Genomic DNA, 7247 nt, shown 5'->3' with positions numbered 1-7247 from the left:
CCCCGGCCTGGCCCCCTCCCCCAGCAGCCTCTGCCACCCATGAGCCCGGGACAGACACCCGGGCCGTAGCATGCGAAGCGGTCGGGATTCTCAGCAAAGAATTTTTGCCTGGCGTCCAGGCTGGCCTTAATCTGCTGGCCCTGTTCCGGGGTTAGCCGGCCATACTCCACGTACTTGTCTACCATTTGCTTTCTCAGGTTGATTATCTGCTGATGCAGGGAGCTCAACTCTTTGGTCTGCTGTGGAGTGAGGGCGGACGATACGCTAGCCGCCAGGGCCGGGACGGCTATGGCCAGAACCAGGACGGTGGCCAGGATAAGCACCAGTTTCTTTTTCACGGGATCAACCTCCTTGAACGGAATTTCTATGTGAGTTTATTATGTCCTTCGATTATCACAAAGTCGTTGGGATTCTGTTACGATTTTGTTACAAAGAGCAATTCTAATGATTAACATCAAGAATAAAAATCATTCTGCCCGGACTGTTATGTTATAATTCTGGCATCAGAGTGGTTAAACGGGGTGTAAAACGTGGTGGATAAAATTGTGATTTTAACTGACGGTGTGTCCAGGGAGGAGATTGCTTTAGATCCTCTGACCAGGAAAATTTATCTGGAGCTCACGGAACCGGGTTTGGAAGACAACCAGGCCGATGTGGACAGGTTGGTGGCGGCTTTAGAGAGGGCAATTGGGCCGGTGGTTGTGCCCCTGGCGTTAATGCGGCGCATTCCCACTGTTTTGCGGGATGCAGGTTGGCGGGTAACAGCCACAGTGGGGCTGGGGGCTCCCGGAGTTTGGAACCTGATAGACGTGGAACCTGGAGAAAACGTCAAAAAACATTACGGCTTGGCTGTCGATATTGGTACGACCACCGTGGTGGTTTACCTGGTGAATATGTATGACGGGCGAATTATGGGTACGGCTGCGGATTACAACGGGCAGGTTGCTCTGGGGGAGGACATCCTCACACGTATATACTTGGCAGGGAAGTCCGGGGGACTGGAACTACTGCAACGGGCCGTTCTCGATACTCTGAACGGTTTAATCAGGCGTTTAAATGGCGATCATGGTGTGGCCGGGCGCGAGATCAGCGCCGTTGTCGTAGGTGCCAACAGCACCATGGTTCACCTGTTTCTGGGACTTGATCCCTCCCGTATCTGTATGGCGCCATACATTCCAGTAGTAAATAAACCTGGCTTTATACCTGCCGGACAGCTGGGACTGGAGATTAACCCTTTGGCTCCTGTTTACTGCCTGCCATCCGTGGGAAGTTATGTTGGCGGGGACGTGGTGGCCGGCGTACTGGCCAGCGGTTTGCACCAGCAGGAAGAGCTTTCTTTGTTCGTAGATATTGGTACCAACGGCGAGATTATTCTGGGCAACCGGGACTGGCTGGTGGGGTGCGCAGGGGCCGCGGGACCGGCCCTGGAGGGCGGTGTGGCGGAATGTGGCATGCGTGCCGAGCCGGGAGCCATCGACAGCGTATCTATCGAGCCCGTGAGTGGCAGGGTTCGCTACACGACCATCGGTGATGCGCCCCCCGCAGGTATCTGCGGTTCCGGGCTGGTAGACTGCCTGGCGGAACTTTTGCTGGCGGGTATCGTGGACAGGGCGGGGCGTTTCAGGGATGGTAGCAGGGAGTTCGTGGTTGTGCCTGCATCGGAATCGGCTACCGGTAGGGACATTGTGGTTACCCAGGTTGATATCAACAATCTCCTGCGCACGAAGGGGGCGGTTAATGCTGCCCTGGAATTGTTACTGGAAAGTGTGGGTTGCGATTTTTCCGAAATCAGCCGTTTCTATGCTGCCGGTGCCTTTGGCCAGTATCTGCACCTGGAGTCGGCGATCACCATCGGTCTTTATCCCGATTTACCCCGGGATAAAATGGTACGCCTGGGCAACGCTTCGGGAGAGGGAGCACGGCTGGTTTTGCTCTCCAACCGCAAACGCGAGGAGGCGGAGGCTATTGCCCGCAACATTACCTACTTCGAGCTGAACGCCAGCCAGGCCTTTATGAATAAATTTGTCGGGAGCAAATTTTTACCCCACACCAACCTGGACTATTACCCCACGGTCAAGGCGAAGTTAATTGAACGTGGGCTGGTGGAAGGCTGATTTACTGCATATGCTGGCTATTGAAACGGCTATATTAAAAAAGCCAGCCATTTCACCAGGGGAAAAGGGGAGAAATACATTGATTTACTTCGACAATGCGGCTACCTCCTGGCCCAAACCGCCGGAGGTGCTGGCGGCCATGGAGCATTGCCTGCGGGAAGTTGGAGCCAATCCGGGGCGGGCGGGGCACAGGCTGGCCCTGTCGGCCAACCGCCTGGTGGATGAAACGAGGAAGGAACTGGCAGCCCTGTTCAACATCCGGGATCCCCGTCGTATCGTGTTTGGCTTGAATGCCACCGAAGCACTGAACCTGGCCATCAAGGGGCTGCTTAAGCCGGGGCAGCATGTAGTTACCAGCTCCATGGAACACAATTCTGTTACCCGTCCTCTTCATGTTCTCCAGAAGCAGGGGGTGAAGGTAACCAGGGTACCCTGCGACCGCACCGGGGCCGTCTCTGTGAAAGATGTTGCTGCAGCCATTCAGCCTGATACCGTAGCCATTATCATAACCCATGCCTCCAATGTGACGGGAACCATCATGCCCGTGGCCGAGATCGGCCGACTGGCCCGGGAAAAGGGATTGCGCTTCATTGTGGATGCTGCCCAAACAGCGGGGGTGCTGGATATTGACGTGGAGGCGATGCATATTGACCTCCTGGCTTTTCCCGGCCACAAAGGCCTGTTCGGCCCTCCGGGCACGGGTGCGCTGTATGTGGCTGAGGGGGTGGAACTAACGCCTTTAAAAGAAGGGGGGACCGGTAGCCACTCGGATGTACCGGGCCAGCCGGAGACAATGCCCGAGCGCTACGAGAGCGGCACCTTGAATACAGTGGGCCTGGCTGGTTTGGGGGAGGGGGTTAAGTTCATCCGGCGGGAAGGCATGGAAAGAATTCGGCGGCACGAGCAGGATTTAACCAGGCAGTTTCTGGAGGGACTCAAGAAAATCGAAGGCGTCCGGGTATACGGGCCCGGAGATGCAACACGCCAGGCTCCGGTGGTTTCCTTTGCCGTAAAAAACAGGCCGGCAGGAGATATCGGAACTATCCTGGACCAAAAGTATAATATTGCCTGTCGAGCCGGCCTGCACTGTGCTCCGGATGCGCACAGGACGCTGGGTACTTTTAAACAAAAACTGGTTCGTTTCAGTTTTTCGTATTTTAACCGGCCCGACGAAGTCGATTATGCTCTCAGATGTCTGAGGGAGATTGTGGAAAAAGATATCCCGGCCCCGGAAGGCAGCAGTGGGTGCTGGTGCTAGCGGGCATTTATAAGGGGGAACCGTGTTGGTTCCCCCGGAACTTTGCTTAAAGTATGTGTTTTCCAGCTCACTCATCTGCACCGCTCAAGAATTGCTTCGGCTCAATGAAGAACTGCTCGCCTGGGAGCGAGCCTGTGCTTAAACCTTGACGTTGGACTGGATCCACTCGGCTATGGCTTCCAGGGGAGTACCAGGGGTGAACAACTCCTTAACCCAGCCACCTTCTTTAAGCGCCCTTATATCGTCTTCGGGGATGGTACCTCCTCCAATGACGATGATATCATCGGCACCGTTTTCCCTGAGCAGCTGTGTCACCCTGGGAATAAGTGTCATATGGGCTCCGGAAAGGATGCTTAAACCGACCACATCGACATCTTCCTGGATGGCGGCCTCTACGATTTGCTCCGGTGTCTGGTGCAAGCCGGTATAGATCACCTCCATACCGGCGTCCCGCAGCGCCCGGGCGATGACCCGGGCGCCCCGATCGTGGCCGTCAAGGCCAGGTTTGGCCACCAGTACTCTAATCTTTCTGGCCATTGATTTTGACCTCCTTCACCAGTCAAATATTATAAAATAAACATTTTCTTCACGTCGCCTCTTGTTGCTAGAATGTTGGTTTCTCTTTGTATTCTCCAAACACTTCCCGCATGACCTGGATTATTTCTCCTTCGGTGGCATAAGCCCGCACGCAGTCCAGGATGTAAGGTATCACGTTTTCCGTTCCCTCACAGGCCCGGCGCAGGGCCTCCAGTGTCTCTCTGACCCGGATGTTATCCCGCTCCCGGCGCAGCTTCTGCAGGCGGGCCACCTGTTCCTGTTCAATTTGGGGATCGATTTTCAAGATCTCGATTTCCAGCTTTTCGTCGGGATTGACAAACTCGTTGACACCGACCAGGATCCGTTGCTTGCTATCCAGAGCCCGCTGGTAGCGATAGGCGGCATCGGCAATTTCCTGCTGGAAGAAGTTCTGTTCAATACAGGCCAGGACCCCGCCGCGCTTTTCAATCTCTTCAAAATATTTCTCTGCTTCTTCTTCCATCTTGTTGGTCAATGCCTCCACATAGTAGGAACCGGCCAGCGGATCAATTACACTGGCCACCCCGGTCTCATAGGCCAGGATTTGCTGGGTACGCAGGGCAATCTCCACAGCCTTTTCCGTGGGCAGGGCCAGTACCTCGTCCATAGAATTGGTGTGCAGGGACTGAGTGCCTCCCAGTACGGCAGCCAGAGCTTCATAGGCGGTACGTACGATGTTGTTTTCCGGCTGCTGGGCAGTCAGGCTGCAACCTGCCGTCTGAGTATGGAAACGTAACAGCCAGGAGCGGGGGTCCTTAGCACCGTATTTTTCCCTCATCCGCCGTGCCCAGATGCGCCGGGCAGCCCGGTACTTGGCGATCTCCTCAAAGAAATCGATATGCGCATTAAAGAAGAAGGATAAGCGGGGGGCGAAATCATCCACATTCAGTCCTGCTTTGATGCCGGCTTCAACGTAGGCAAAACCGTCGGCCAGGGTAAAAGCAAGTTCCTGCACCGCTGTCGAGCCGGCTTCCCGGATGTGATAGCCGCTGATACTGATAGTATTCCATTTGGGAACGTGACGGCTGGCATAGGCAAAGATATCGGTGATCAGACGCATGGAAGGTTCCGGTGGGAAGATCCAGGATTTCTGGGCGATGTATTCTTTTAAAATATCATTCTGGATGGTACCGGTCAGCTTCTCCGGTGGTACGCCCTGTTTTTCCCCTGTGGCGATATACATGCACCAGATGACGGCAGCCGGGGCGTTGATGGTCATAGAGGTGCTTACCTTGTCCAGAGGGATGCCGTCAAACAGAATCTCCATATCCTGCAGGGAATCGATGGCTACGCCCACCCGGCCTACTTCACCCAGGGACCGGGGATGATCGCTGTCGTATCCCATGATGGTGGGCATATCAAAAGCGACACTTAACCCGGTCTGGCCCTTCTCCAGCAGGTACTTATAACGTTTGTTGGATTCTTTAGCTGTGGCGAAGCCTGCAAACTGGCGCATGGTCCACAGCCGTCCGCGGTACATATTCCTGTAAACCCCTCTGGTAAAGGGGTATTCACCAGGGAAGCCGAGATCCCGCTCATAGTCAAGATCCTCGATATCCAGAGGTGTGTAGAGGTCTTTCACCTCCATACCGGAGACGGTTTCAAACCGGAAATCCCGGTCCTTCATCTTAGAACGCTGCTGCCACCACTTTTCCATGCCCTCCCTGATCTTTTGTTGATCCTTCATTGCGCAAGTCCTCCTTTCAAGGATTCTTTAATTATTTCCATGGCTGCCGAGTAGGGGTCCAGCTGGCGTGCCGCCACTTTTTTCACCAGATGATCGTAATGTTTCTCCAGTTGCCGGGAAATCTGGTGTGAAAGGTGGCGCTGGATTATTTCCGCCAGTTCCCGGCGCACCCTTTCCCTGTCTGACCCGGTCCTGTTATCTTTATGCCAGGCCCTGTGTTTTTTAATGGCGGCCCATAGCTCCGGGATGCCGCTGTGGTCTGTGGCAATGGTGGTCAACACTGGCGGGCGCCACCCGTCAACTAGCGGACTTAAATCCAGCATGGCTTCAATATCGGTCACCATTTTACGGGTTCCATCGAGGTCGGCTTTGTTTATTACGAAAATATCAGCAATTTCCATAATTCCGGCCTTAATGGTCTGGATATGATCTCCCGCCTGGGGGGTCAAAACGACCAGGGTGGTATGCGCATGGTGCATTATGTCCAGCTCTGACTGTCCGACCCCCACCGTTTCTACCAGGATAACGTGGCATCCAAAGGCGTCCAGGACTCTGATGGCGTCCCGCGTAGCCTCAGCCAACCCTCCCAGGCTGCCCCGGGTGCCCATACTGCGGATAAACACCCCCCGGTCGGTGGCATGTTCCTGCATTCTGATGCGGTCGCCCAGAAGTGCCCCTCCTGAGAAGGGGCTGGTAGGATCTACTGCGATTATACCCACCTTCAAGCCTTCACTCCGGATTTCCGTGGTTAGTTCGTCGACCAGGGAACTTTTGCCCGCGCCCGGGGATCCGGTGATTCCTATCACGTGGGCCCGGCCTGTATGGGGGTATATCTGGCTTAGAATATCCTTTCTTTCTGGTGTATCATTTTCAATTAAGGTTATTAGCTTTGCTGCACTACGCCGGTCACCCTGCAGCAATCTTTCGACCAGGTTGTTCATGGGATCATGCCCCCTCAGTATTCGATACCCTTCCGGGCTTCAACGCCCTCATAATAGGGGTGGTTAATCAAGTGCATTTCTGTTACCACATCAGCTGCCTTGATGATTTTGGGGTGGGCGTACCGGCCGGTAAGGATCAATTCCATATGGGGCGGTTTATTTCGAATCAGTTCTAAGACAGAATCCAGGGGGATCAGGTTGAAATCTACAGCTACATTGATTTCATCCAGGATAACCAGGTCGTAACTCCCTTCCATGATTACCTTGCGAGCTTTGTCCAGGCCCTGGCGGGCCAGGGCAATATCTTCCGGGGAAGGGTCTTCTTTGTCCACAAAGGTTTCCAGACCCGATTGTACGATGGTCAGGTCAGGTAAATATTTTTCGGCTGCTTTTATCTCACCGTATTCCTTACTCCCTTTCATGAACTGAAGCATGAACACCCGGTAGCCGTGGCCGATGGCCCGGAGAGCCAGCCCCAGGGCAGCGGTGGTCTTGCCTTTGCCGTTACCGGTGTACACGTGCACATATCCTCTTTCCAGTCGCCCGCGGTTCATGATTCCATCTCCCCTCCTTGAAGATTAAAGATAACTTCTCTCTGGAATTTCCTTTTCTATTTCAGGAGGTGTTTGGCAATGACCAGCCGCTGGATCTGGTTGGTACCCTCATAGATC

The 7247-nt window shown here is 54.4% G+C and carries 7 protein-coding genes; 2 read left to right on the top strand and 5 right to left on the bottom strand.

Going from position 1 to position 7247, the window contains the following annotated elements; translation table 11 throughout:
- Positions 1-338 (bottom strand): YckD family protein (locus tag ACPLUI_RS08765; protein WP_424659884.1); only part of this gene is annotated, 338 nt, incomplete at its 3' end.
- A gap of 195 nt (positions 339-533) precedes the next feature.
- Between ACPLUI_RS08765 and ACPLUI_RS08760 the strand changes: the two genes are divergently transcribed.
- Together ACPLUI_RS08760 and ACPLUI_RS08755 are read left to right on the top strand one after the other, a co-directional pair.
- Entirely contained in the window at positions 534-2114 is a 1581-nt protein-coding gene (locus ACPLUI_RS08760; protein ID WP_424659883.1) for an ASKHA domain-containing protein, read from the top strand.
- A gap of 79 nt (positions 2115-2193) precedes the next feature.
- Positions 2194-3372: an aminotransferase class V-fold PLP-dependent enzyme gene (locus ACPLUI_RS08755; protein ID WP_424659885.1), complete on the top strand. Its 1179-nt coding sequence runs from the start codon at positions 2194-2196 to the stop codon at positions 3370-3372.
- A 138-nt stretch (positions 3373-3510) separates the two neighbouring features.
- Here the strand turns inward: ACPLUI_RS08755 and ACPLUI_RS08750 are convergent, their stop codons facing one another.
- The 4 genes from ACPLUI_RS08750 to cobO form a co-directional block, all read right to left on the bottom strand.
- A complete protein-coding gene (locus ACPLUI_RS08750; protein ID WP_013822304.1) occupies positions 3511-3909 on the bottom strand; it encodes a cobalamin B12-binding domain-containing protein in 399 nt (132 codons plus the stop codon).
- 67 nt (positions 3910-3976) lie between these two features.
- Entirely contained in the window at positions 3977-5635 is a 1659-nt protein-coding gene (locus ACPLUI_RS08745; protein WP_424659882.1) for an acyl-CoA mutase large subunit family protein, read from the bottom strand.
- Positions 5632-6576 (bottom strand): methylmalonyl Co-A mutase-associated GTPase MeaB, encoded by a 945-nt coding sequence (gene meaB, locus ACPLUI_RS08740; RefSeq protein ID WP_424659881.1) that lies wholly within the window; start codon positions 6574-6576, stop codon positions 5632-5634. The genes ACPLUI_RS08745 and meaB overlap by 4 nt, the downstream gene beginning before the upstream one ends.
- Before the next feature lie 14 nt (positions 6577-6590).
- Positions 6591-7130 (bottom strand): cob(I)yrinic acid a,c-diamide adenosyltransferase, encoded by a 540-nt coding sequence (gene cobO, locus ACPLUI_RS08735; protein ID WP_424659880.1) that lies wholly within the window; start codon positions 7128-7130, stop codon positions 6591-6593.
- Between the last annotated feature and the right edge of the window lie 117 nt (positions 7131-7247).

The organism is Desulfofundulus sp. (assembly GCF_049701015.1).
Classification (GTDB): domain Bacteria; phylum Bacillota; class Desulfotomaculia; order Desulfotomaculales; family Desulfovirgulaceae; genus Desulfofundulus.
This window is presented reverse-complemented; position numbering and strand designations above follow the sequence as displayed.

Bases quoted from the DNA above. Each gene is read 5' to 3' on its own strand.
- ACPLUI_RS08750 (WP_013822304.1), bottom strand. From the start codon at position 3,909: ATGGCCAGAAAGATTAGAGTACTGGTGGCCAAACCTGGCCTTGACGGC.
- ACPLUI_RS08745 (WP_424659882.1), bottom strand. From the start codon at position 5,635: ATGAAGGATCAACAAAAGATCAGGGAGGGCATGGAAAAGTGGTGGCAG.
- cobO (WP_424659880.1), bottom strand. From the start codon at position 7,130: ATGAACCGCGGGCGACTGGAAAGAGGATATGTGCACGTGTACACCGGT.
- meaB (WP_424659881.1), bottom strand. From the start codon at position 6,576: ATGAACAACCTGGTCGAAAGATTGCTGCAGGGTGACCGGCGTAGTGCA.